The sequence below is a fragment of the Streptomyces sp. NPDC050704 genome (assembly GCF_040654355.1).
Taxonomy (GTDB): domain Bacteria; phylum Actinomycetota; class Actinomycetes; order Streptomycetales; family Streptomycetaceae; genus Streptomyces.
The window spans coordinates 63,236-84,158 of record NZ_JBFAHW010000008.1 but is presented as its reverse complement, the minus strand read 5'-3'; the positions used below and the strand labels follow the sequence as shown (position 1 = coordinate 84,158).

General features: G+C 68.9%; 21 protein-coding genes and 4 pseudogenes. 8 read left to right on the top strand and 17 right to left on the bottom strand.

The features are described from left to right. The first annotated feature begins 123 nt into the window (after window positions 1-123). On the top strand, window positions 124-792 hold the full coding sequence (locus tag AB0I18_RS06395) for a GntR family transcriptional regulator (protein ID WP_363104217.1): 669 nt from the start codon (window positions 124-126) through the stop codon (window positions 790-792). 60 nt (window positions 793-852) lie between these two features. Here the strand turns inward: AB0I18_RS06395 and AB0I18_RS06390 are convergent, their stop codons facing one another. Then, window positions 853-1,929, bottom strand: coding sequence for a protein kinase family protein (locus tag AB0I18_RS06390; RefSeq protein ID WP_363104294.1), 1,077 nt, complete (start codon window positions 1,927-1,929; stop codon window positions 853-855). A 401-nt stretch (window positions 1,930-2,330) separates the two neighbouring features. After that, window positions 2,331-2,648, bottom strand: a pseudogene (locus AB0I18_RS06385) (hypothetical protein); the annotation flags it as partial. Between the two features lie 205 nt (window positions 2,649-2,853). On the opposite strand from AB0I18_RS06385, the gene AB0I18_RS06380 reads away from it, so the two are divergent. Then, a complete protein-coding gene (locus AB0I18_RS06380) occupies window positions 2,854-3,210 on the top strand; it encodes a hypothetical protein (RefSeq protein WP_363104216.1) in 357 nt (118 codons plus the stop codon). A gap of 165 nt (window positions 3,211-3,375) precedes the next feature. Here the strand turns inward: AB0I18_RS06380 and AB0I18_RS06375 are convergent, their stop codons facing one another. From AB0I18_RS06375 to AB0I18_RS06350, 6 genes and pseudogenes are all read right to left on the bottom strand, one after another. After that, complete coding sequence (locus tag AB0I18_RS06375) at window positions 3,376-4,524, bottom strand: sigma-70 family RNA polymerase sigma factor (protein WP_363104215.1); 1,149 nt, start codon at window positions 4,522-4,524, stop codon at window positions 3,376-3,378. A 3-nt stretch (window positions 4,525-4,527) separates the two neighbouring features. Beyond that, complete coding sequence (locus AB0I18_RS06370; RefSeq protein WP_363104293.1) at window positions 4,528-4,935, bottom strand: YciI family protein; 408 nt, start codon at window positions 4,933-4,935, stop codon at window positions 4,528-4,530. A 646-nt stretch (window positions 4,936-5,581) separates the two neighbouring features. Further along, a complete protein-coding gene (locus AB0I18_RS06365) occupies window positions 5,582-6,913 on the bottom strand; it encodes a cytochrome P450 (protein ID WP_363104214.1) in 1,332 nt (443 codons plus the stop codon). A gap of 201 nt (window positions 6,914-7,114) precedes the next feature. Continuing rightward, a pseudogene (locus AB0I18_RS06360) lies at window positions 7,115-7,312 on the bottom strand (DUF6336 family protein); the annotation flags it as partial. Between the two features lie 323 nt (window positions 7,313-7,635). Next, window positions 7,636-7,890, bottom strand: coding sequence for a M55 family metallopeptidase (locus AB0I18_RS06355; protein WP_363104213.1), 255 nt, complete (start codon window positions 7,888-7,890; stop codon window positions 7,636-7,638). Between the two features lie 216 nt (window positions 7,891-8,106). After that, a complete protein-coding gene (locus tag AB0I18_RS06350; RefSeq protein ID WP_363104212.1) occupies window positions 8,107-8,673 on the bottom strand; it encodes a helix-turn-helix domain-containing protein in 567 nt (188 codons plus the stop codon). 101 nt (window positions 8,674-8,774) lie between these two features. Here AB0I18_RS06350 and AB0I18_RS06345 point away from each other — a divergent pair, with 101 nt between their 5' ends. Further along, window positions 8,775-9,698 carry an NmrA family NAD(P)-binding protein gene (locus AB0I18_RS06345; protein ID WP_363104211.1) on the top strand — a complete coding sequence of 308 codons (924 nt, stop codon included), beginning with the start codon at window positions 8,775-8,777 and terminating at the stop codon, window positions 9,696-9,698. A 437-nt stretch (window positions 9,699-10,135) separates the two neighbouring features. On the opposite strand, the gene AB0I18_RS06340 is transcribed toward AB0I18_RS06345, so the two are convergent. Next, window positions 10,136-10,381: a hypothetical protein gene (locus tag AB0I18_RS06340; protein ID WP_363104210.1), complete on the bottom strand. Its 246-nt coding sequence runs from the start codon at window positions 10,379-10,381 to the stop codon at window positions 10,136-10,138. A gap of 316 nt (window positions 10,382-10,697) precedes the next feature. On the opposite strand from AB0I18_RS06340, the pseudogene AB0I18_RS06335 reads away from it, so the two are divergent. Next, a pseudogene (locus AB0I18_RS06335) lies at window positions 10,698-10,867 on the top strand (transposase); the annotation flags it as partial. Window positions 10,868-10,876: 9 nt separating this feature from the next. On the opposite strand, the gene AB0I18_RS06330 reads toward AB0I18_RS06335, so the two are convergent. The 4 genes from AB0I18_RS06330 to AB0I18_RS06315 form a co-directional block, all read right to left on the bottom strand. Further along, the gene (locus AB0I18_RS06330) at window positions 10,877-11,011 is read right to left on the bottom strand and encodes a hypothetical protein (protein ID WP_363104209.1); all 135 of its coding nucleotides are present in this window, start codon (window positions 11,009-11,011) and stop codon (window positions 10,877-10,879) included. Between the two features lie 140 nt (window positions 11,012-11,151). After that, window positions 11,152-12,156 carry a hypothetical protein gene (locus AB0I18_RS06325; RefSeq protein ID WP_363104208.1) on the bottom strand — a complete coding sequence of 335 codons (1,005 nt, stop codon included), beginning with the start codon at window positions 12,154-12,156 and terminating at the stop codon, window positions 11,152-11,154. 129 nt (window positions 12,157-12,285) lie between these two features. After that, on the bottom strand, window positions 12,286-12,534 hold the full coding sequence (locus tag AB0I18_RS06320; RefSeq protein ID WP_363104207.1) for a hypothetical protein: 249 nt from the start codon (window positions 12,532-12,534) through the stop codon (window positions 12,286-12,288). A gap of 162 nt (window positions 12,535-12,696) precedes the next feature. Beyond that, a complete protein-coding gene (locus AB0I18_RS06315; protein ID WP_363104206.1) occupies window positions 12,697-13,473 on the bottom strand; it encodes an SDR family oxidoreductase in 777 nt (258 codons plus the stop codon). A 178-nt stretch (window positions 13,474-13,651) separates the two neighbouring features. Between AB0I18_RS06315 and AB0I18_RS06310 the strand changes: the two genes are divergently transcribed. Beyond that, complete coding sequence (locus AB0I18_RS06310) at window positions 13,652-14,524, top strand: helix-turn-helix transcriptional regulator (protein WP_363104205.1); 873 nt, start codon at window positions 13,652-13,654, stop codon at window positions 14,522-14,524. Window positions 14,525-14,630: 106 nt separating this feature from the next. Here AB0I18_RS06310 and AB0I18_RS06305 read toward each other — a convergent pair whose 3' ends face one another. The 3 genes and pseudogenes from AB0I18_RS06305 to AB0I18_RS06295 form a co-directional block, all read right to left on the bottom strand. After that, on the bottom strand, window positions 14,631-15,182 hold the full coding sequence (locus AB0I18_RS06305; RefSeq protein ID WP_363104204.1) for a Tn3 family transposase: 552 nt from the start codon (window positions 15,180-15,182) through the stop codon (window positions 14,631-14,633). Between the two features lie 337 nt (window positions 15,183-15,519). Then, window positions 15,520-15,768, bottom strand: a pseudogene (locus tag AB0I18_RS06300) (DUF4158 domain-containing protein); the annotation flags it as partial. 191 nt (window positions 15,769-15,959) lie between these two features. Beyond that, window positions 15,960-16,394: a hypothetical protein gene (locus tag AB0I18_RS06295; RefSeq protein ID WP_363104203.1), complete on the bottom strand. Its 435-nt coding sequence runs from the start codon at window positions 16,392-16,394 to the stop codon at window positions 15,960-15,962. A gap of 130 nt (window positions 16,395-16,524) precedes the next feature. Here AB0I18_RS06295 and abc-f point away from each other — a divergent pair, with 130 nt between their 5' ends. Both abc-f and AB0I18_RS06285 read left to right on the top strand, forming a co-directional pair. Further along, window positions 16,525-18,171 carry a ribosomal protection-like ABC-F family protein gene (gene abc-f, locus AB0I18_RS06290; protein WP_363104202.1) on the top strand — a complete coding sequence of 549 codons (1,647 nt, stop codon included), beginning with the start codon at window positions 16,525-16,527 and terminating at the stop codon, window positions 18,169-18,171. Window positions 18,172-18,366: 195 nt separating this feature from the next. Then, on the top strand, window positions 18,367-19,317 hold the full coding sequence (locus tag AB0I18_RS06285) for a phosphotransferase (RefSeq protein WP_363104201.1): 951 nt from the start codon (window positions 18,367-18,369) through the stop codon (window positions 19,315-19,317). A 124-nt stretch (window positions 19,318-19,441) separates the two neighbouring features. Here the strand turns inward: AB0I18_RS06285 and AB0I18_RS06280 are convergent, their stop codons facing one another. Next, complete coding sequence (locus AB0I18_RS06280) at window positions 19,442-20,191, bottom strand: SDR family oxidoreductase (RefSeq protein ID WP_363104200.1); 750 nt, start codon at window positions 20,189-20,191, stop codon at window positions 19,442-19,444. A gap of 95 nt (window positions 20,192-20,286) precedes the next feature. Here AB0I18_RS06280 and AB0I18_RS06275 point away from each other — a divergent pair, with 95 nt between their 5' ends. Further along, window positions 20,287-20,895, top strand: coding sequence for a TetR/AcrR family transcriptional regulator (locus AB0I18_RS06275; protein ID WP_363104199.1), 609 nt, complete (start codon window positions 20,287-20,289; stop codon window positions 20,893-20,895). Window positions 20,896-20,923 lie beyond the last annotated feature (28 nt).

Genomic DNA, 20,923 nt, shown 5'->3' with positions numbered 1-20,923 from the left:
TTCTGAGGACACGGGCGCGGGGGCCACCAACCAGCCGCCCTAATGTTGACATTAGGACAACCATGAAATGTTAACATTAGGACGTTGGCTGGGAAGGTGCAAGAAAGCAGGTGCACGTCAGACATGAGTGATCAGGGCAAGGTCGCCCCGGCTCGCCGTCGCGGCCTGGCGGACGAGGTCGCGGACCGGATCCGGGAGGCCATCTTCAACGGGGCCTACGCCCCCGGCGCCCAGCTGCGTGAAGTGGAGCTGTCCGGCGTGATGGACGTCAGCCGCGGCCCGGTGCGCGAAGCGCTGCGTGTGCTGGAGCGCGAGGGCCTGGTCCACTGCGCCTGGCACCGCGGGACGACGGTGACGACACTGTCTGCCGAGGACGTCGCCGAGCTCGACAGCCTGCGCGGCGCCCTGGAGGACCTTGCTGTCCGGCAGGTGATCGCTCGCGCCTCGGACGAGGACCTCGCGTCCGTCGCGAAGGCGGCCGAAGTGATGGACCGCGTTACGGACGCGCACGAGATGGTCCGCCTGGACATCGCCTTCCACGACACCGTCTTCGCCGCAGCCGGCCACCAGCGACTGGCCGATGCGTGGGAGGGCATACGGTGCCAGGTCCACCTGTTCCTGCTGACCCGGATCAACCTCAGCACCCAGGGGTATCTCGGCTGCATCCCGCGTCAGCACCGCGAGCTCGTCATCGCGCTGCGCTCCCGCGATGCCGACACCGCCCTCCAGCTCTTCGCCGCGCACCGCCGCCATGCCGTCGACGTGGTGACCGGCACCCTCGGCCCGAGCTGAGTGCCCCACCGTAATAGCACCGCGACATGATCGGGCCGGGTGCCACAGCCGCGACGTCCGTCAGTAGATGGACGAGCTCGGCATCCCGCCAAGCCGGCGGATCTCCTCCAGCGGGTACGGGGTCTGCCTGCTCTGTCGCTGGAACTTGCGGTTGAAGTCCGATATCACGGCGGCGATCGGCGCGTGCCGGGCGAGAATCGCCGCGGCCTCCTCCGGGATTCCGGTGGGGCGCTTGCCCTGCGCGTAGGCGCGCACCAGCTCGTAGCGGCCGTCCTGGTCCTCCCGCTGGTATCCGAACAGGGCGGTGACCAGCCAGTTCACGAGATACGTGGCGGTGTAACAGCGGTCGTAGGGCTGATGCCGGGCGAAGAAGTCGGCCTCGTCCTGCGACAGCTCGAACTGGGAGGAGATTGCCAGGCCGTAGTCCGCGAAGTAGAGGCGCCGACCGTCGGTCAGGATGTTCTCGAAATGTGCGTCGAAGTGCAGGAGCCCGCGGCTGTTCATGAACGAGGTGCCGGCTGCCAGCTCCCTCTCCACCATGGCGCAGGCCCGGTTGGCGGTCTGGTCTCCTGCTTCGAGCTGAGTGCCCAGCCACTGGTGCAGGTTCTGCGGAATGTACTCCAGGAACAGCGCGACGCTCGCCGAAGCCTGCTGGCGAGCCTGGATCCGGTGGCGTACCTGCGATCCGCCGCCCCAGTACGCGACAGCCCGTTCGACGTCGGCCAACTCCTCGGGCAGGGGCGTCGAGTCGGGCAGCACCCTCCAGTGGTACATCAGCGGGAAGGCCTCGCACTCCCCCGCGAGGACCCAGTTCGTGGTCATGGTGTGCACGGCGAGTTCTCTCCAGGCCCCGAAGCCCGACCCGGCGATGGTGCCGATGCCGTACTGGCAGAAGACGGGCAGCTCGAACAGGTTCGCCGTGGACCGGACGTGCTCAGGCTGCCTCTCCAGGTCGGTGAGGGGCACCCGTTTCACGAAGATCGGAGTTCCGTCGATCTCCAGGAGGGCCGACTTCCCGCCGATGCCGGATCCGATCGGTACGGCCGTGTCCACGAGCTCGCTCAGGGCGCGATCGCTGCACAGGGCAAGGGATGTGGAGACGCCACTATGGGCGGTCAGACGCGCACCGCTCGACATGTCAGGGCTATTCACTGCAACCTCCACTTGGGTGCCGACCTCGATTCCGCAATGGCTACGCAGCCTCGACGACCGAGGAGAATTCCTCGCCGGTATCGACCTCATCCTCACCGGAATCACCGCCCGTCCGGGCCGGCTTCGCTCTGTTGAACCGCTCCGGGCCTGATGGGCTCGGGCCTGTTCCCCCACCCACGGAAAATTGCCGGTCTTGTGAAACGCACGAACGCTCCAGCGTCCTGCCGCCACCGAAATCAGGGCCTGCTCAGGAAGACGGGGTGATCAACGGGCCCTCATCGACAGCACCCAAGCGAGATCGGTATGGACGTGACGAGAGACGTTGTGAGATGCGGCCACATGATCAGTCTGCTCCTGCCCACTGACCACGTGAGGCGAACCTCCCGCTACCCGCGGACGCCACCGGCAAAGCCAGGTCGACAAACCTCCAGGACAACCGCCGTGCCTGCGACAGACCGGTCCTCGTGCATGGTGATCACTTGACCGGACCGAAGGTGCTGCCACTGTGAGGGGTCAAGAGGAGCGAGTCGTATCGAGGCCTGCCCACCGGGCTCCAGGAAGGGCGTGAACTCCACCCAGAGCCGGGCGATGTCGAGGACCGGTTCGCCGGTCGGGGTTCGGTTTCCGATGTCCCACATCGGTCGCAGGACACCGGCACCGGAGATGGGCGTCTGCCGTCGCACCTCGGTGGCCGGGCGGAGGGTGAAACGGCTTCCAGCAGTTCGGGACGTCCATGCCCTGATTCTGGACCACGGTCCCCTGCTGACGGCAGGAACCACCCGATGCGGCGGTGGTCGGTCGTTCGTCCCATCCGCCGCTCTCGCACAGAGGCCGTCCCTCGGTCTGCATCACTCTTGCTCCGGAGGCTGAGCTGTGGCTGACTGGCAACGGCGCCGAGGGGAAGTGGGCATGGGCAACTGGGTCGTGATCGCGGAGTACTACTACGGCGACGAGTACAGGACCGAGTTCATCTGCCGTGGGCAGGAAACGAAGGACCAGGCACTGAAGGCACTCCGTGCTGCCCTCCACACGTATGTACCGAGAAAAAACATCATCGAGAAGCGGCGCCACGTGTACCGCTTCGCCGACCAGGAGTCATACCTGGTGGTGATCAAAGGCAAGATGACGGAGTGGGAGTGCACCCTGCGCATCGCGGAGCTGGTCTCGGACTCGACCGATCCGGCGGTGGCCAAGCGGGCGCAGCTGGACGACGGCGCGGCCGAGGTGGCTGACGGGCCGCAGGACCGGATCCCGCCCGGCTGCTGAGCGGCGGACCGAACTCCGCTCGAGTTGGTCGCCCTGCAGTGACCGCGGTCGCACACGACCTCGGTCCCGGACGTGGCCCACATGCCTCGCGAAGCACAAGTGACTGAGCCGCGCCTGGTAAGCAGACCACCCCCGTCGGCTCGGTACATGCCTCCCGCCCGCCGCTCAAGTGCGCAACTGCGCGTTGAGCCGGGCGGCCTGGCGCGTGAGGTGGTCACGTTCGGGGAGGCTGGGCGCCGAGCGGGCGGCTTCGGCGTAGAGCCGTGCCGCGGTGACCGCGTCACCGTCACGCTCGTGCAGGTACGCCACGACGGCGGTGTGCCGGGGCAGGGCGGGGTCGAGCCCCGCCAGGGCGGCCAGGCCGGCCCGCGGACCGTCGGCCTCGCCAACCGCGACGGCCCGGTTGAGACGGGCCACCGGGCTGTCGGTCAGGCGCACCAGTTCGTCGTACCACTCGACGATCTGCACCCAGTCGGTCTCCTCGGCCCTCCGGGCGTCGGCATGCAGTGCGGCGATGGCGGCCTGGGCCTGGAACTCGCCCAGGCGGTCGCGGGCGAGAGCCGCCTGGAGCACGTCGACGCCCTCGGCGATCAGACGGGTGTTCCACCGGCTGCGGTCCTGTTCGGCAAGAGGCACCAGCCTGCCGTCGGGGCCGGTGCGTGCCGGGCGCCGTGCGTGGTGGAGCAGCATGAGAGCGAGCAGGCCCGCGACCTCCTCATGGTGGATCCTGGCCGCCAGCTGGCGCGTGAGCCGGATCGCCTCGCCGGCCAGGTCGACGTCGCCGAAGTAGCCCTCGTTGAAGACCAGGTAGAGCACGCGCAACACCGTGGCGACGTCACCGGACTGGTCGAACCGGACACCCGCAACGGTCCGCTTGGCCCGGCTGATTCGCTGGGCCATCGTCGCCTCCGGCACGAGGTAGGCCTGCGCGATCTGCCGCGTGCTCAGCCCGCCGACCGCACGCAGTGTCAGCGCGACCGCCGAGGCCGGCGTCAGGGACGGGTGCGCGCACAGGAAGTACAGCTGGAGCGTGTCGTCCACCGCCTCGCCCGGACCGGACAGGGGCTCGGCCTCGACGCGTTCCTCGCGGTTCCGCCGGGAGGTGTCGGCGCGGACGGCGTCGAGGAACTTACGCCAAGCCACCATGACCAGCCAGCCCTTGGGGTCCTTCGGCGGGTCCTGCGGCCACACGCGCACGGCCTCCACCAGGGCTTCCTGCACGGCATCCTCGGCCGCCGCGAAGTCAGCTCCGCGACGGCCGAGGATCCCGATCACCGTGGGGGTCAGCGTCCGCAGCAGGGACTCGTCGACCATGCGTCACTCCGTGACGGTCGGGGAGGCCGCGTAGAACGGGCGTACCTCGAGCCACTCGTGGATCGGCTTGCCGCCCGCCCCCGGAGCCGCGGACAGTTCCCCGGCCAGCTCGAGCGCCCGCTCGTAGGTCTCGACGTCGATCACCATCCAGCCGGCGATCAGATCCTTGGTCTCCGCGAACGGGCCGTCGGTCACCGGCGGCCGCCCGTGGCCGTCGTAGCGGACGAACGTGCCCTCCGAGGAGAGCGCCTGGTGGTCGACCAACTCGCCGGTGCCCTCGAGCCGGTCGGCGAAGTCCTGCATGTACTGCACATGGGCCGTGAACTCCTCCGGTGTCCACTGGTCCATCGGCACGTCGTTGACCGCCGCCGGGGCGCCCCGGTAGTGCTTGAGCAACAGGTACTTGGCCATCATGTTCTCCTTGATGCGGTGCGGCCCATGGTGCCAGTGTTCACTGCGGGGACTAAGCCGCGCCCGGGTTCCCGGCATCCCACCGCGACATTTCCTGGCGGACTTCGATGAGACCACGCTCGGCGGATCCGTGGATGAGCAAGATCTCGTTCTTCGTAGTGCACATGACGATCTCCGAGCCGTTCCAGGTGAACCCGATCGGGATATTGCGGGTGTGCCGTCCTTGCGTACTGGCCCCACTGCCCACCGGGGTGACACCGTTCCCAGCACCCAATGCTCAGTCACCTGGTGCGGGCAGCGGTGAGGTGGCCGGCCTGCTGGGCCTGGTTGCGGACCTCCCGCAGGGACAGGCGCCGGCCGTTTGTCGGTGACGAGGTGCCAAAAAGCCATGCCGGTACAGCGGCGCGTGCCACACACGATCTTTCCGGCCTCGTCCACGCTGGTGAAACGGTCGCCGCCGGCCAGAGTGACCACTCCGTCGGCATCGACGGTGGCGGTATGCCGGTGGCCGCGGTGCTCCCCCTCGATCCGGGTGCCCGGAGCCAGGATGCCCGCGCGCATCATGCGTGCCGGGCCTGCTCCTCCGGCGGTCCCGTCCGCCCACCGTCCCAATCGGGTCGGGATGCAGCCGCCGCCGGCGCCCGCTTCAGGTGCGTGGCGGTCCCAAGGTTGCGGGAGTGGGGCCGTCGGGGCGGACGGTGAGGCCGTACACCGCCTTCGTGGGGGTGGAGTGGAAGGCCAGGGTGTGGACCGGCAGCAGGTGTTCGAGCAGGACGGTGGATTCGCGGAGCGCGAATTGCAGGCCGAGGCAGGCGCGGGGACCGATACCGAAGGGGAAGTAGGCGCCCGGGTGGGCAGGCCGGCCGTCCGGGGCGCGAAAGCGCTGAGGGTCGAAGTGCTCTGGGCCCGGCCACAGTTCGGGATCGCGGTGCGTGAGGTACGGGCAGATCAGGATGTCGGTGCCCGCCTCGACGGTGTAGCCGGCCAGGATGTCGTCCGCAGTGGCCTGGCGGGGAAGGATCCAGGCGGACGGGTAGAGCCGGAGCGTCTCGTGGACCAGAGCCTGGATGGCCTGGCGGCGTTGCGCTGAGCCTTCGCCGCCGGCGGCGAGAGCTTGTTCGCGGGCCGCGGGGTGCCGGTCGAGAAGCAGGTAGAGCCAGGTCAGGGTGGTGGCGGTGGTCTCGTGTCCGGCCGCGAGCAAAGTGACCAACTCGTCGCGGATCAGTCGGTCGGTGTATTCGGGGCGCTCGGTGGCGGCGTCGATCAGGACGTGCAGCAGGCCCGGGCCGTCGGGGCCGGCCGGCCCGCTGCGGGCGGCCTCGATGGCGTGCTGGGCGACCGCGTCGATCCGGGCGAGATCGGCGGCAACGGCGTCGCGGGCGTCGGTGACGTCAGTGGGCAGCGTCGGAAGGGCGGCCGCCACGGCGTTCACGGCGGTCAGTTCGCGCTCGGTCCCGTCATCGAGGGGGTGCCCGGTGAGGGAGCGCCAGATGGCGTCCAGGGCGAAGCGTCGCATCTCCCGCCCGACATCAAGGCTCTGCCCGGTACGGGCGTAACCGCCCCAGCGGCCGGCGGTGGTCCGGGCGGCCTCGGTGATCCGATGTTCGTAGCGGCGCATCCCGGTACCGGTGAACTGGGACTGCAGCACGCGGCGTTGCCGCTGCCACGCCGTACCGGTGGCGGCCAGGAGGCCGTCGCCTATCAGCACACGGGCGCGGTGGGAGCGCTTGACGTAGCGCTCCGGGTGCCGGGCGAGTATGTGCTGGACCGCCTGTGGGTCGGTGACGAGAACCGTGCGGGCCGGACCGAGCCGGAACGCGGCGATGCCGCCGAACCGTCGGCGCACCTCGGACAGCAGCTCGACCAGCTCGCCTCCCTGCGAACGCCAGCTCTGCACGAGTTCAGGCTCGGCTTCGGGCACCGGCCGCCCAGCTGCGGGACCGTACGGAAGGGAGCCGGAACTCGTCTCGGGGTCCATGGTTCTTCTCCTGGTCAACCGCTGGGCATGGCCGTAACGGAACGCTGGCACCCCGGACTGTACGAGAGCGGGCGCATCCGGTGACAGTCCGTTCTCGGCACGGTCCTGTGCAGGCATGGCCCGGGTCCTGCCGCCCCGCACCGCGCCGAGCAGCCGAAGCTGTCGAATCGTCACCCGGGGGCATCCCGCGTCCGTCCCGGCTCAACTCCCGTACAGCCAGCCGTCATACGCGGCGTTGTCGACCAGGTGGTAAAGGCCGAGGGCGCCGGGGAGGAGCACCAAGGCCAGGACACCGGCCCGTACGAGAACCGGTGCCATGATCATGACGTGGCCAGTCCGGCCCGTGATCGTACGGATGTCACGCCACCGCCTTCCGTCACCCGCGCAGGCCCACCAGAAGAAGCCTCCGAGTCCGCAGCCGCTTGAGGGGCCGACGCTGCTGCGGTGCGTTGCGTACGCGTCATGGACGGCACGCTACCGCTGGAGCAACAGACGGCATCCCACGGCCTGGCCAGGCCGCCCGGATACGCCAACAGGCTGACACGCCGACAGCAAGGCAGGGGTGATGGTGAGCGTGCCAAGTGACCGCGCTTATCGGCGAGTTGTGACCTCAAAAACGTACTCCAGCCGCACCTTGGCAATGAGCTCGGCCGTAGCCGGATCCGCAAACCCGGCCGACTGGTCCGGAACCGCGCTCGACGCTACTGAAGCGAGGGCCGGACTCAGCAGTAGGGCGCTTGGTTGGTGAGCGCGGTCGCCACGCGGGTCCAGACGCCGAACAGCCGGTAGAGATCGCGCGTGTACTCCACGGCGACAGTGGTCACCGAGGAGTCCCAATTGGCCATCTCGACGCAGGTGGTGTCGTCGCCGGACAGCAGCACGAGCGGAACTCCGAGCTCCGCTGCGGTGGCGTGAGCCAGTCCGATCTCGCCGACAAGCCGTCCGTCCGGCCACATGTCCTCGATCTCGTGACCCATCTTTGCTCTTCGCAGGGAGTCCCGGCTTTCAGGCCGGTCGGGAGTGCGATCCTCGGCCCGGACCGGAGGCGCGAAGTGCCGGAGTTCTCTGCGTCTGCGGGGTGACGGTCACGCCGGCCGCTTCTGGTTGTCGATGTAGTCCTTCACGGTGCTCAGTGGTGAGTGCGCCAGGAAAGGTGCAGGCCCGTTCTCGGCTCTGCCGGTCGTGCGTCTTGTTCAGCTCTGTGGGCTCAGTCCCGCCACGGCCAGCCGGAACAGCCGCTCCGCCCGGGCGGCGGGGTCGGGGTAGTGCTCCGTGGCCAGGGCGATGCCGACGACCAGCGTGATCAGGTCTGTGACGGTGACGCCTGCCACCACCGCGCCGTCCTGCCTGGCACGGCGCAGCAGCGGGTCTGCCGCTTCTTCCAGCGCCGCCGAGCAGGCGTTCTCATGCACCGGGTCGGACCCGGCGCCGTCGTAGGCCAGCGCGGCTGCCAGGCCCCGGGCGCGGACGCAGTAGGCGACGACGTCACCCAGCCACTCCAGGAGCGCGTCCCGGCTGTCGTCCTTGCCGGTCAGGTCGTGGGCGCGGGCGCACAGGGCCTCGATCCGTTTCCGGGAGACCGCCTCCAGCAGTGCGCGGCGGGTGGGGAAGTGCCGGCGCACGGTCGCCGAGCCGACCTCCGCGGTGCGGGCGATCTGTTCCAGGGAGGCGGCGGCGCCCTGGGCGGCGACCTCCTCCTCTGCCACGGCGAGGATCCTCGTGTAGTTGCGCCGGGCGTCGGCGCGCTGTCGGTCCGGCATGGCGTCCTCTCCGTGCTTGCTAAGTGGCGGGCCCCGCCATATCGTACCGGAGCAGAAATGGCGGGCCCCGCCGTTTATTCGCCGCGCACCTGAGGAGCATCATGTCCACAGACTCCGCGCCCGTCCTGGTCACCGGCGCCACCGGCAAACAGGGCGGTGCCACTGTCCGTGCCCTGCGCGCGGCAGACGTACCCGTCCGGGCCCTGGTGCGCGACCGGGCCACCGACCGGGCCAAGGCCGTCGAGGCGCTCGGCGCCGAACTGGTCACCGGCGATCTTCACGACCGCGATTCCGTGGTCCGGGCCGCCGACGGCGTCCGCGCCGTCTTCTCCGTGCAGATGCCCGCCATGACCGCGGAAGGGTTCGATTTCGAAGGGGAGGTGGCCCAGGGCACCAACCTCATCGAGGGCGCGAAGGCCGCCGGAGTGCCGCAGTTCGTGCATACGTCCGTCTCCGGCGCCGGCCGGCACACCGAAACTCCCGGCTGGGCCGAAGGCCGCTGGGCTGCGATGGAACCCACAATGAGCGCCAAGAGCGCGATCCAGGACCGGCTCCGCGCGGCCGGCTTCCCGCACTGGACACTCCTCAAGCCGGCCACCTTCATGGAGAATTTCCTCCCGTCCATGGCGTTCCTGTTCCCGCGTGGCATCGAGGGCGGCCTGGTGAGCGTCCTGAACCCGGAGACCCGCGTGTCCCTGGTCGCGGTGGACGACATCGGCAGGGCAGCCGCCGCGGCCCACTCCGCGCCGGAGCGGTTCGACGGCGTCGAGCTGGAGCTGGCGAGCGACTACCTGTCGATGACCGAGATCGCCGAGATCCTCTCCCGCGCACTGGGCACGCAGCTTTCCGCACCGAACATGACCGAGGAGGAGGCCCTCGCCGCCGGAATGCCGGCGTACGCCGCCTCTCACGAGTGGCTGAATGTGGCCGGCCAGCCGGGCCGCCCGCAGTACGCAAGGGCCCTCGGAATCCCACTCACCAGCTTCGAGGAATGGGCGCAGGAGCACCTGCGGGCCAAGGCCTGACACTGCCCCGGGTCTCGTCCGGTTCGTACGGAGATCCAAGTCCTCTCCGGCTACGGCGCAACCCACTCATCGCGAACACCATCCTGATTCCCACGCAAGCCGTCTACAGAGTTTGACAATTCCTCCCGGTTTCGGGGCGTGTGCTGTGGCGCAGTGAGTGACGTCGGTAGCGCGACTCGGGTGGCCCGAAGGCCAGCCCGTTCTCGTCGAGGGCGTTGGCGATGGTCAGTCGGCTACAGAGGAAGCGGAAGCTGACAGCGACTGTTCTCTGGGCTATGTCGCTGCCGGTCCATTCGAGGAGCTCGACGTCCTGAAGGACCTGGCCCTGGAAGGCGGGCAGTTCGGGGTGCATGTCGTACCGCCACCGCAGATCGAAGTCGGGCCACAGCACCGCCCGATGGGTGGTTGGAGGAGATGGATCAGGATTCTGCAGCAGGTCACTTTGCGTAGCCGCTGCAGGTGTCGCCCCCGTTGCTGGAAGCAGAGGTGGAACAGGGACCAGCCGGCAGAGGCGAGGAAGACCAGCGCCACTGCCCGGCTGATCCGAGTTCCTCGTGGGCTGCGAGGAAGAGCACAGCGAAGAGCAGCAGGGCCGTGCCGGTGAGGGCGATCGCGTTCAGCCGCTCACCGAAGACCGGGACGCCGATGGCCGCTGCAGTGAGCGGATCGACCAGGGCGACCACGGAGGCCGTGGTCGCCCGACCACCCTGGCGACCTAATAGAAGCGCTCTCGGGCGCACCACCCCATCAGCCGTCCGTGGCCCCAGCCCTGCCCAAAGTCCTCGCTCTCGTGAAGAGCTCGAAGGCTCTGGCCAATTGGGAGGTGGCTCTGGGAACGGCTCGAATCACGGCACGGTAACCGCGTCCGTCTTGTCGAAGCACTCCTGGCGCTGCGTATATCCCAGACGTCTTGCTCTGGCCCCAACCGACCGGCCCAACCGGCCAACCCACATGCCTATTAGGCGTATTCATCCCGCCGTAATCGCCGTTACCTGCGACGGTCGGCCCGCCGGCTTCGACAGGACGATCTACAAACGCAGAAACGAAGTCGAGCGAACGATCAACGCGCTCAAGACCTCCCGGACGTGGCCACGAGGTATGACAAGCGCGCCTACGTCTTCCACGGCACGGTAACCCTCGTTGCGATCCGCCTATGGCTTCGCGTCTGACGTGCTGCGTTACTGGTCGAGTTCGTCGTCGAACCAGACGTGGTGGGTGCCGTCCACGTCGGCCTTGATGCCTCCGGTCCCGGTGCGGAGCAGGGACTCCTTCTTCGCGGAGAACGCGATCACCGCTATCGGCGCGGGCGGCACGCAGCGGGTGTTCGTCTATTACCCGGCCCCCGCCGACGACGTCAAGTCGGTGAAGGACCAGGTGCAGGACTTCGGCAAGGTGGCAGACGTGCCCGTGCTGACCGCCCGCCGACCCGACAGGCGGCCCTCGGCGGGCGGCGTCAGCCGAGCGGGATGGCCGAGATCGAGAACGGGAGCTCCGGCTGACCACCGGTCTGCCCGGTGTTGTACTGGCTGTTGACCACCAGCAGCCGGCCACGTACCACTCGCGCGGTGCTGGGATGCAGGAAGTCCGAGTTGATCACGGACTCCACCTCGGCCGCCGACCAGTCCTCGGCCGGCCGCAGCACCGAGACCTGCGGCTGTGGATTCTGCGGGGAGAGCCCGCCGCGGACCACGTAGAGCCGCCCGTCATGCCGGACGAGGCCGTCGCCGCCGTACAGGAAGGCGCCGCCGAGGTCCACCTGGTGGATCTCCTTGGAGGTCCGGTCGAATCGGTACAGCTTGCCCGACTGGCTGTGCACGGCGATCAGGTTGTCGCCGTCGACCGCGATGATGCCGTTGAGGTTGTGCCCGTCGACGTGCTCCACCGGAGTGCCCTCCAGGTCGAGCCAGGGGTGCATGGTCCAGCGCCCGTCCCGCTCGCTGATCCGGTAGATGAGGTGACCGAGCGAGTCGGTGGCGTAGGCGGTGCCGTCCTCGGCGATGGTGATGTCGTTGACGAAGCCACCGGGCACGCCGGAGACCGTGGCCAGGAGCCGGCGGGATCGGATGTCGTAGATCCACACCCGGTTGGTCGGGCCTCCGCCCACGTAGAGCCTGCCCTGGTCGTCGGAGACGATCCCCGACGTGGTCGTACGGCCGTCCACGCCACCCCGGAGCCACACCTGCATCCTCTCCCGGCCGGGCGTGCCCACGTACAGGGTGCCCTCCTGCGTGCTGCCGGTGAAGAACTGGTCGGTGGCCCGGTCGTACGCCAGCCCCCCGGGGTATCCCCGCCGGCCCGGGACGACGTACCGGGACGGCAGGCCGATGCCGGCGTCGTTCCGGAGTTCCGCGGCCTGGGCCGGCGGGGTGGGAGCCGGATTTCCGGTGTGCGTGGAGGCCACGGCGGGGGTGGCCACGAGCAGGAGGGTGAGGGCGGCGGAGACTGTGGGGACGCGCACGGAGATCTGTCCTTTCGACGGCATGTCACCGATGATCAGCGGACGGCTCTCGGCCAGCCAGGGCTCAACCCTGCCCAGGTACGGCGAACCTGTGGTCCGGCAGGCCCAGCCAACGGCCTGTTTTGCCGATTACTGTGATACCTGCCAGCTCGCTCGTTCCGCTGCCCGGAACGATGACGAAGAACCGTCCTGCGGGCTCTCGCCCAAAGTGGTTTTGGAGTGCACGAAGTTGAAGGAGCCTGCCCGGCCGGAGAGCGTCCGTCGAAGGACTCCACGGCGAGATAGGTGCCCGTGGCAGTGGACCTCGTTGAACGCGGAGGTGAACAAGGTGGTCGAGCGCCCGATCACTTCGCCTTCGCCTTCGTACTTCTTGTCCATCGTGGCTACACCGACAGCCACGGCGGTCCGGATCTGTGGGCTGGACACCTGGGGCAGTTCACGAGTGGTGTCGACCGGCGAGGACGCGGACCATCTGGTGATCGTTGCCCGTCAGCCGAGTGATCGTTGCCCGCGTCCGGGGCCCCGCCGGTGAAGCGCCGGTCAGGCGGCCTGGCCGGTGGGCATGATGGTGACCTGCTGGAGGTTCACCCGCGGCGGCAGCGAGGCGATGAAGCCGACGGTCTTCGCGACGTCCTGCGCCGTGAGCCACTCCATCGTGTCCTTGGAGCCGGCCAGCCAGTCCCGGGCGCCCTGGTCGGTGACGTGGCTCTGCAGCTCGGTGCCGACGATGCCCGGCTCGAGCGCCGATACGCGGACGTTCTTCGCGCCCAGCTCGGCCCGCAGGTGACGGGAGAGGTGGGTGACGTACGCCTTTGTGGCGGAGTAGACGGCGAAGTTCGGGAAGATGTTCTGCGCCGCGATCGAGGAAGTGTTGATCAGGTCGGCCACACCGAGCTCGGCGGCGGCCTTGACCAACTGCGGTGTGAAGGCGCCGATCGCGTTCATCAGACCGGTGATGTTCAGGTCGATCTGCTGCTTCCACTGGTCGGTCGCCAACTCCTCGACCGGAGCGGGAAGCATGATTCCGGCATTGTTCAGGAGCAGGTCAGCACCGCCGAACTCTGCCTCCACTCGGGCGGCGGCGCGTTGCACCGCGACGGCGTCGGTCACGTCGGCGGCGATCGCCACCGCGCTGCCGCCGTCCTTCTCGATCCGGGAGACCAGGTCCGCCAGCCGGTCGGCACGCCGCGCCAGGACGACGACGCGGGCGCCCAGGGACGCCAGCTGCTCGGCGGAAGCCTCGCCGATGCCGCTGGAGGCGCCGGTGACGACGGCGACGCGACCGGCCAGGGGGCGGGAGGTGGTGTTCGTGGTCATGATGCGTACCTTCCAGGCGATAAGAGAGGGTTGGATCGCGGTGGGCGACTGCTGACCGCACATCCAGAACACCACCCGCGCCGGCCTCTCAGGACGCCATAACTGGCCCTGCCGAAACGGGTACCGGCAGGACCACCCTGGAGCCGCACGGCACCGCTGAGGTGGTCACACTTGAGCCATGGATGGCACCAAGGAAATCTCTGACTTTCTGCGTTCACGGCGCGCGGGCATCACCCCGGAAGACGCCGGACTGCCCTCCGACGGACGCGTACGCCGCGTACCGGGTCTGCGCAGGGACGAGGTGGCCCGCCTGGCCGGCGTGAGCACGGAGTACTACACGCGTGTGGAGCAGGGGCGTGCGGGCAACCCCTCCGCCGAGGTCATCGAAGCGATCGCCCGCACGCTGCGCCTTGACGAGACCGAACGCGAACACTTCACCGACCTGCTGCGGTCCGGCACCCGGACCGTACGCCGCGCGCCGGCCAGGGCCCAGCGGGTCCGGCCGGGGCTGCATCTGATGCTGGAGACCCTCGACCAGGTCCCGGCCTTCATCCTGGGCCGCCGCACCGACGTGCTGGCCTCCAACCGGCTCGCCAGGGTCGTCCTCACCGACTTCGACGCCCTGCCCGCCACCCGCCGCAATCTGATCCGCTACTACCTCCTGGACCCGCGGGCCCGTGAGCGCGTGCGCGACTGGGAACGGATCGCCGCGGAGACGGTGGCCATCCTCCGGTTCGAAGCAGGCCGCTACCCCCACGACCGACAGCTCGCCGATCTCGTCGGCGAACTCACCCTCCAGTCACCCGAGTTCACCGGCTGGTGGAACGACCACCGCGTGCTGCGCCGCACCCACGGAGCCAAGCACTACTACCACCACCTCGTCGGCGACCTGCACTTCTCCTACGAGTCCTTCCAGGCCCCCGGCGACGCGGAACAAACCCTGTGCGTCTACAACGTCGAACCGGGCTCCGAAACCGCGCAGGCCCTGCAGGTCCTGGCCAGCTGGACCGCACCCGAGATCACGACACCTGAGACCCGGCGCCCCAGCTGACCCTCCGAAAACCAGAAGATCCCGTCCGACCGACTCGATCGGACGGGATCTCGGGAAACGAACCTGAGCGAACTCAAGAACGTCCCTGACCTACCAGGCCAAGACCTCAGCCCTCGTCTGCCCGCAGGTTCAGCGCGCTGTCGTACGGCGACGGCGGGATGTGGAGGAGCGCAGTGTCGTAGTCGCCGAAGCGGAGCACGTTGTCCCTGCGGTACGGGCTGAGTGCGGCGATGTCGTCGAAGTTCAGCTCCCAGCCCCGCGCTGCCATGGTGCGGAGTGTGTCAGCCATGTCGACGGTGGTGGAGAAGACGCTGTTGGCCATCAGATCAAGGAACTTGACGGCCTTCTCCTGGAGTTCGGGATCGCGGGAGCGCGGGTAGCCGTCCCCACCGAAGTGCAGCCACTTCGTGTACCCGTTGTACGCCTCGGCCTTGTTCGTCGCCCTGGTGATCTGCTCCCGCAGCTGAGGATCCGACAGGTAACGGAGTAGAACGATCGTACGGACAGCGCGGCCGACCTCGCGGAAGCCCCTGTCCTCTGCCGCTTCTCGATCTCCAGCAGCTCCTCCTGGGCTCGCTTTAGGTGCCGGGACATGCGCTTGGAGAGCATCACCACGGTCTCGTCCCGCACCGTCGCCTGGGCCCGCGCAAGCAGGCACACGGCCATCGCGGTGCGGCGAGGCTCAGCGATGTCCTTCATCTCACCACCGACAGCACGCCCGCCTGCTCCGCCAGCGCGGCCACCTTCGCTGGCGGCATCTTCCCCACCCAGAACGCGGCATCCCCCAGCCCGTCCACCCTCTCCATGCGTTCCGCATGGGCCCCAAACCGTGACCACGTCGCCCGCCGGGCGGGCTGCTTGACCCATGCGAACATGCTCTGGTGCTCGCCCTCGGCGACCTCCAGCGTGCCCGCGACCCGCTCCCGCACCGCGTCGCTCATCCGCGCAACGATCGCCTGACACTGCTCGCCTTCCACCGCGGCGCGGATACGGGAAGCCATCCGGCTCAGGGTGGAAAACGCGGGCAGCTCCATCCGCTCCGTGTGCCGGACCAGCTCCTCCAGCGCCACGTTCACCAGGTCCGCGGCATGCGCGTTCACCAGCGCCGCCGCCCGCATCGCCGCCTCCGCGACCGCCCTGGCCTCGCCCGGCACGTGCCTCAGCTCCAGGTACTCGCGCACCGCGGCGCGGTAGCGCTTCTCGCTCCGCCCCGGACGATCGCGCGTGCGCTCACGCGCCCACACCACTTCCTCCGCCGACGGCGTGAAGAACTCCCCCAACTCCCGCTGCGCTATCAGCCTCTTGAACCGCGGATACGCTGTCCGCTCCAACGACGCCACACCAACCGCCCAGACGCCCGACCGACATCGGTCACCATAGACAGTGAGGACCTGGGCAAGCGGACCCGGCTCCAGATCACGGAGCGTGTGCGCACTCAGCACACCGGCACATCACGCCGGGTCACCAAGTGGCGGGTTTTACGCGTATCTCCTCCATCCACCCGATGGGGGCCGACCGTGTTCCAGGTGATCGAAGGGTCATCGAATTTTTGGTGGTTGACCTCGACCTGTTCTCCGGTGAAGGAGAGCAGGACGGGGCAGTCGGAGAACCACTCGTTGTCCTGAACGTCCCAGACCAGCCAGGCCATTGAGGCCGGCAGCTTTCGACCCCGAAGGTGAACACGCCGGGATCCTCTCAGAACCAGAGATCTCGCGGTTTCAGGGAACCGGCCGAAGCGGTCGTTGTCGCTCAGGCCGCGGCCAACGCGTCCCGAGCGGGTCGGCGCCCGGGCCACATCGTGGGAAGAGACGCGCGTGCGGGACGGCGGGCTCGGGTGGGTGGTGCGGATCACGGAGTTCGCGAGACGCATGAGTAGAGACGATACGCATCGTCTTGCTACAGTGGGGTCATGACTTTCTTCTACTTCCTCTGAGTCCGGGCACGGCCGATGCCGCCGTTTCTGCTGCCCGTAGACACTTCGTCTCCTCAGGGAAAGTCACATGCGCGAACGCGCCCATATCGCCATGCCCGCTGCCGTGGCGCAGCTGTCCGTCAAGAACGTCACCAAGTCCTACGACACCCGGACCGTCCTCGACCAGGTCACCTTCACTGTCCGCCCAGGCGAGAAGGCCGCCGTCATCGGCGAGAACGGCTCCGGCAAATCCACCCTGCTGCGGCTGCTCGCCGCGGCCGAGATGCCGGACGCCGGGGAGATCACCGTCAGCTTCCCCGGCGGCACCAGCCATCTCACCCAGACCCTCGACCTCGACACGGACTGCACCGTACAGGACGCCGTCGACCTCGCCCTCACCGAACTACGTGACATGGAACGCCAGTTGCGGATGGCGGAGGAGCGCCTCGGCGAGGCGACGCAGGACGAACTCGCCGCGTACGGCGAACTGCTGATCGCGTACGAGGACCGCGGCGGATACGAGGCGGACACCCGCGTCGATGCCGCCATGCACGGGCTCGGGCTCGCCGGGATCACCCGCGACCGCGCGCTGGGCTCGCTCTCCGGCGGCGAACAGTCGCGGCTCGCGCTCGCTTGCGTGCTGGCCGCTGCCCCCGAGCTGCTGCTCCTCGACGAGCCGACGAACCACCTCGACGCGGCGGCCGTACGCTGGCTCGAGGAGCAGCTGCGCGCGCACCGCGGCACCGTCGTCGCGGTCACCCACGACCGCGGCTTCCTGGAGCGCATCGCCACCACGATCCTGGAGGTCGACCGGGATGCGCGCACGGTGCACCGGTACGGCGACGGCTGGGCCGGCTACCGCGCCGCGAAGGCCGCCGCCCGGCGCCGCGCGGAGCAGGAGTACGCGGACTGGCTCCAGGAGGTGGCCCGTACCGAGGAGTTGCTCGCGGCCGCCGGGAAACGGCTGGCCACCACCGGCAGGGACCCGCGGGAGGGCTTCGGCAAGCACCGCCGCTCGCACGAGGCGAAGCTCGGCGGGCAGGTACGGGCGGCCCGGGAGCGGCTGACCCATCTGCGGCGCAACCCGGTGGCGGAACCGCCCGAACCGCTGCGGTTCACGGCGGCGCTGACGGCGGCGGACGGAGAGCCTCCCGTCGAGGGCCCGCTCGTCGAGCTCGACGACGTGGCGGTGGGTGAGCGGCTGCGTCTGGACGGGCGGCTGACGATCGCGCCCGGGCAGCGGCTGCTGGTCACGGGCGAGAACGGCGCGGGCAAGACGACGCTGCTGCGCGTGCTGGCGGGTGACCTGGAGCCTGAGAGGGGCGAGGTACGCCGTCCTGTCCTGATCGGGTACCTGGCGCAGGAGCTGCCGGCGCGCTCCACGCGGCTCCCGCTGCTCGCCGCGTTCGCTGCCGGCCGATCCGGGCTGCCGGAGGAGCACGCCGAACAGCTGCTGGCGCTGGGTCTGTTCCGTCAGGAGGACCTGCATGTCCCGGTCGCGGCGTTGTCCGCGGGGCAGCAGCGGCGGCTGCAGATCGCCCGCCTGGTGACCCGGCCGGCAGACCTTCTCGTACTCGACGAGCCGACGAACCACGTCGCGCTCGACCTGGTCGAGGACCTGGAGGCGGCGCTCGCGGCGTACCCAGGGGCGGTGGTCGTGGTCTCGCACGACCGCGGCTTCCGCGAACGCTTCCCAGGGGAACGGCTCGAGCTGCGCGGCGGCCGCAGGTGCTGACCCGCAAACGCCGAGCGGGCTTGAAGCGAGTCGGGTCGGGTCGGGTCGGGTTCGCGGAGTGGCTGCCGTCGAGACAGAAGAGGAACCACCACTCCAGCTCCGGCCCGATCGGCTCCTCCATGAACTGCCTGCGCGCCTCGTCTCGACCTGCTCAACAGTCAGAAATTCATCCGGAACGATTGGAACAGCTGAGCCATGTCCGATTTCGTGACGCCACAACACCTCGCGAACCGCACCACTGCCGCAGTTGACGCAGCTGTCGGAGCAGGGCGTGCTCTTGGACTCACCGTGACTGACGCCGCGGTGCTCCATGACGTTTTCTCCGTCGTCGTCCGTCTTGCGCCCTCGCCGGTCGTGGCCCGGATTCCCACCGTGCTGCCGCACCGCGCAGACCTCGATTCCCTTGCGCGCCGCCAACGGACGGAACTGGACGTGGCACGATGGCTCGCCGACCAGGGAACCCCCGTGATCCCTCCCAGTCCTCTCGTGCCACGGGAACCCGTTCAGCGCGACGGGTTCTCGATGACGTTCTGGCAGTTCGTCGAGGAGGGCCGGGACAAAGAACCCGACTACGTGGCGAACTCCGAAAGCGTTGCTGAGCTGCACGCTGCGATGCGCGCATACCCGGGCCGTCTGTCGTTCCTGTCCGCAGCCGATCCGCGGTTCATCGCGGAAAGTCTTGCTCTGCTCGACAAGCTGCCCGGCCTCATCGGTGCGACCGAGCTGGACCGCGCACGCCGCGAGTGGCAGGTTCTGGAGCCTTTCGTACGCTCACGCACGGCGTTCGAGGAGGCGTTCCCGGGGATCGATCTCCAACCCATCCACGGCGACTCCCCGCCCGCGAACATCTTCTCCGGTGTGGACGGGGACCTCTACTCCGACTTCGAGCTGGCCACCTTGGGTCCCGTCGAGTGGGACCTGGCCGCTCTCGGGCCCGTCCACGAATCCGCCTACAACCGAGGTGCTCAGCGCCACGGCACGAGACTGCTGAACGAGGATGTCATGAGCTTCGTGAACGCCGTGGGGATGCTGCGGGCCATCGCCACCCTCACGCTCGCACCGCAACTGCCCGAGCTGGTGGAGTACATCAAGCCGGCCGTCGACCAATGGCAGACGATGCCGTTCGCCGGCAGCATGGCCGACTGACACCGACGAGTACACAGCAGCCATCGGACGCCTCCGCACGAGTGGGACCGCCAGGAGGCCGCCCGAGTGGAGCGACAGATGGCCATCGCTCCCCGCCGGCGGCCTCCCAGGTCCGGATGAGTGGTCAGATCTGCTTCTCGCCGCCGTCGACGTACAGGTTGGCTCCGAGGATGTAGCTGCTCTGCCCGGAGGCGAGGAACGCCACGACGGCGGCGACCTCCTCCGGGCGCCCGATCCGGCCGAGTGGGATGCCTGCGGCGAACTGTGACTTGGTGACGGACGCGCCCTCCGTACCGACCACGCCGTCGAGTCCAGGAGTGTCGATGGTGCCGGGGGAGATCGTGTTGACCCGGATGTTCCGGCCCTTGAGCTCGTTGGCCCAGGTCCGGGCGAAGGACCGGATCGCCGCCTTGGAGGCCGCATACGTGCCGAACGCCGCGACACCGTCACCGGCGCGCACCGAGGAGTTCAGGATCACTGATGCGCCGTCGGTGAGCAGTGGTAACGCCTTTTGCACGGTGAACAGCGTGCCCCGCACGTTGACGCCGAAGATCTGGTCGACGTGTTCCGCGGTGGTCTGCTCCAGGGTCGCGAACGAAGCGGTCCCCGCGTTCGCGAAGACCACGTCCAGGCCCCGGCCCCGGGCGCGGACCGCGTCGTACAGGCGGTCCAGGTCGGCCAGGTTCGAGACGTCACCCGACACCGCGGTGGCCCCCGCGGAACCGATGGTCTCCACGGCAGCGTCCAGCTCGGCCTTACGTCGGCCGGTGATGAACACGTGCGCACCCTCGGCTGCCAGCCGAACGGCGGCGGCCAGGCCGATCCCCGTACCGCCGCCGGTGACGACGGCGGTCTTGCCTTCCAGCTGTCCCATACCCATGACCTCCACAAAGTTCGGTACCGATCGATACTGAATGGGACCGTAGCACCTTACGCACCGACCAGTACAGAAGGGGTATGGTTGGCCGCATGGAGATCCAGCGGAAGGCGCCGATCGGCCGGCCCAGGGGCTTCGACGCCGACGAGGCTCTCGAACGTGCCATGCGGGTCTTCTGGGAGCAGGGCTACGAAGGCGCCAGCCTCACCGACCTGACCAACGCCATGGACATCACCCGTACCAGCATGTACGCAGCCTTCGGCAACAAGGACGAGCTGTTCCGCAAGGCCCTGGAGCGCTACACGGAAGGCCCCGCCTCGTACGCGGACCGGGCCCTGCGGGAGCCGACCGCCCGACAGGTGGCCACCGCGTTCCTCAACGGCTCCGTCCGAGCCACCACCCGCCCCGGCCACCCCACCGGGTGCCTCGGCGTCCAAAGCTCCCTCGCCGCCGGCGCCCCTGGGCGCGACGCCCGCGACGCCCTCATCGCGTGGCGCAACGAGGGCACCTTGCGCCTTCGTGACCGGTTCCAGCGAGCTGTCGACGAAAGCGACCTGCCTTCGGACACCGATCCCGGGCTGCTCGCCCGCTACCTCATGGCGGTAGCGAACGGCATCGCCGTCCAAGCCGCCAGCGGCGCCACCCGCGACAACCTCCAGCAAGTGGCCGACATGGCCCTGCGAAGCTGGCCACCCGCCTGACGGCACGGGCCGTGCGAGTCCTCGCGCA